3 protein-coding genes and 1 pseudogene are annotated in these 3151 nt (G+C 68.4%); all 4 read right to left on the reverse strand.

The genetic code is table 11. The annotated features are described in order from the left end of the window. Positions 1–146: 146 nt before the first annotated feature. Positions 147–1208 carry a hypothetical protein gene (locus tag Q0066_RS06030; RefSeq protein ID WP_298131071.1) on the reverse strand — a complete coding sequence of 354 codons (1062 nt, stop codon included), beginning with the start codon at positions 1206–1208 and terminating at the stop codon, positions 147–149. A 199-nt stretch (positions 1209–1407) separates the two neighbouring features. Beyond that, positions 1408–2310, reverse strand: coding sequence for a decaprenyl-phosphate phosphoribosyltransferase (locus Q0066_RS06035; RefSeq protein ID WP_298131073.1), 903 nt, complete (start codon positions 2308–2310; stop codon positions 1408–1410). Between the two features lie 11 nt (positions 2311–2321). Next, positions 2322–2951 carry a nucleoside triphosphate pyrophosphatase gene (locus Q0066_RS06040; RefSeq protein WP_298131076.1) on the reverse strand — a complete coding sequence of 210 codons (630 nt, stop codon included), beginning with the start codon at positions 2949–2951 and terminating at the stop codon, positions 2322–2324. After that, a pseudogene (locus tag Q0066_RS06045) lies at positions 2948–3151 on the reverse strand (hypothetical protein); the annotation flags it as partial. The pseudogene Q0066_RS06045 and the gene Q0066_RS06040, both read right to left, overlap by 4 nt.

The raw sequence follows: 3151 nt of genomic DNA on the forward strand, positions 1-3151 counted from the left end.
AACCGGTTGAGGACGCCGGATGGTTGCTCGGGACGCCGAATGGTTGCTCGGGCCGCCGCATGGTTGCTCGGTCCGACAGGCTTGTTGCCGTCATCCCGGCGAACGCCGGGATCTCCTCAGCTCAGGAGAACGCGTCGGCGGCGTCCTTACCGCTGGTAGCGGCGAACCACCGTCCAGGTGTGGTGCGAGTTGATCCGTGGGTCGAAGTTCACGTCGTCGGTCTCGATCACCTCGCCGATCTCGTTCTGCCAGGTCACCGCGGTGCTCGACGAGACGTACTTGGTGTTGCCCTCGCGGCTGTTCGGATCCTCGACGGCCTCGACGCCGCCGAGCTCATTGCGCCACGCCTCCTGCGCCGAGATGCCCGGGGTGCCGGCCATCGGCGGTGGCTGCATCATTCGGTCGAACTGGGCTTGCGCGTTCGACGACTGGGTGGCGCGCAGGTCCGCGGCAGCCGCGCCGACGGCTGCGATTCCGGCCTGCTCGGCCTGGAAGGCCGCCCACCGGGCCGAGGCGGCGCGGGCGGCGAAGGCGTCCGCGTTCTGCTGGCCGACCTGGTTCACGGCGGCCGTCCAGCCCGGGTTGGCGGTGGTGCTGTCGACGATCGCCGCCATGGTCGGCCGGAACTCGTCGAACCGATCGGCGGTGGCTGCGAGCACCGTGAGGAACAGGCCGTGGTTGGTGATCGTCGAGAACACCGCCTGGTTGGTCACCGAGTAGTGGAAGCCGAGAATCTCCAGCCGGCGCGGCCGTCCACCCACGGACGCCTCGGCGAGCGCCTGCAGGCCGGTGTACGCCACGCCCGGGGTGATCTGATCGGCGGGGATGTGGAACCGTTCGGCCCAGTCGGGGAGCGGACGCACCTCGAACCGGGTGGGCTGCCCGGCACCCTGGCCGAGCAGTTGGGGCAGAACCGCGCCGAGCGTCCGATCCGGCGAATCAGGCGGCAGGTAGGTGCGTCCGTAGCCGTTGGGCTGCCACGGCGCGCCGCCCGGCCAGGTGAAGTCGAACCGTGGCCAGCCCTGCAGCATGGCGATCCGTTCGGGATGCGTCACCTGGTACCAGTGATGCTCCGGCGCCTCGTTGTGCTCAGGCACCCAGGTGACCTGACCCTGCGCCGTCCAGCCCGGTGGGTGCTTCAGCCCCAGCACGGGCATACCCAACCGCGGGTCGGGCAATGCCCACGTCGTCCAGCCGGTGGTGTCCATGCGCAGGTCCCCTCTTCGTCGGGACAAGTGTGAGGCAACCTGCTGGCATCGGCCAGCGATGGAACAAAGATCCGGATCGGGCTGGTCTGTTCCGGCCCGATCCGGATCCTTGTTCCGCGGAGTCTCAACAGGATCAGGACCGGATGCCGATCAACCGGGCCTGATCCCGAGCCTTGTTATCCCGAGCTTCGTTGCCGTCTCAGTGAATGAAGATGCCGATGCCGAGCGGAATCAGCCACAGCACCGCCAGCGCCTGCAGGATCCGGTCGTTGAGCACGACGTCCTCGGGCTCACCGGCGTTGCCGGCATCGATGTCCATCGCATAGCGCAGGAGGGCCAGGGTGAACGGCACGATCGAGATCGTGGTCCAGGGCACGCCCCATAGTTGGTTCTGGTGGTTCTCGAAGGTCCACAGGCTGTACGACATGATCACGATCGAGCACGAGATCGCCCAGACGAAGCGCAGATAGCTCAGCGAGTAGCGCTCCAGTGAGGCGCGGGTGCCGGCCTCGGAACCGAGCTCCTTCATCTCCGAGTAGCGCTTTCCGGCCACCATGTACAGCGAGCCGAAGCAGGCCACCAGCAGGAACCACTGGGACAACTCGATGTCGGAGGCCACACCACCGGCCACGGCCCGCAGCAGGAACCCGGCCGCGACCATCGCCAGGTCGATGATCGGCTGGTGCTTGAGGAACATCGAGTAGCCGACCTGCAGCACCCAGTACACCGACAGCGTGATGCCGAGCATCGGGGCCACCCAGAAGCCGATGGCCAGGCTGGCGGCCATGGTGATCCCGGCCAGCACGGTCGCCGGGCCCTTGCTCAGCTCGCCGGCGGCGATCGGCCGGAACCTCTTCTTCGGGTGCAGCCGATCGGCCTCGACGTCACGGACGTCGTTGATCAGATAGATGGAGGCACTGATCAGCGAGAACGCCACGAACGCCCACAACGTGTTGACCAGCACTCGGGAGTCGAACAGCGCACCGGCGGCGACCGGGGCGGCGAACACCAGAATGTTCTTGACCCACTGCTTGGGTCGCATCGCCCGCAGCCAGGCTGGCAGGGCGGACCGCTTGACTTCCACGACAGAGTTCTGCGACATCGCCGAACAGGCTATCGCAGCGACTCGCTCCACAGCGTCGGCCACGCGATGCCGAGCTCGAGCAACAGCGTCCGCAGCAGCGGCAGGGACAGCCCCACCACGTTGTGGTAGTCACCCTCGATGCCGGTGACGAACGGCCCACCCAGGCCGTCCACGGTGAATGCGCCGGCCACCCACAACGGTTCGCCGGTCGCCACGTAGGCGTCGATCTCGGCATCGTCGAGGTGTGCGAAATGCACCACCGTGGACGCCACCGATTCGGCGGCCCGTTCGTCGCCGTCCTCGCAGACCACGACCCGGTGGCCGGTGTGCAATACCCCGGAGCGCCCGCGCATGGCCCGCCAGCGGGCGGACGCCTCGGCGGCGTCCCTGGGCTTGCCCTGTGCTTCGCCGTCGATCTCCAACAGCGAGTCGCAGCCGATGATCATCAGCGGTCCGGCTGCGGCGGGCCAAGCTGCGGACGGCAGAGTCCCGGCGACTGCGGTCGCCTTCATCCGGGCCAGGGTGAGCGCCAACTCCGCCGGCTCGGCAACGTTCACGGCGTCCTCGTCGACGCCTGACACGATCACCTCCGCGTCGATGCCGGCGCGACGCAGCACCTCGAGCCGCGCCGGGCTGGCCGACGCCAGAATCACCCTCATCGGCCGAACAGGCCGCCGAGGATGTCTCCGATGCCGCCGTCATTGCCCCGGCGCTCGTCCGGGGTGGTGGACGGAGGCTGCTGCCACCCGCCCGACGATTGGGGTACCGCCGGCTGCTGGCCGGCCAGGATCTGCCCGAGGATGTCGCCGAACCCGCCGCCCATCGATCCGGCACCGCCGCCGAGCATGCCGCCCAGGAT

The sequence above is a fragment of the Micropruina sp. genome (assembly GCF_027492755.1).
Lineage (GTDB): Bacteria > Actinomycetota > Actinomycetes > Propionibacteriales > Propionibacteriaceae > Micropruina.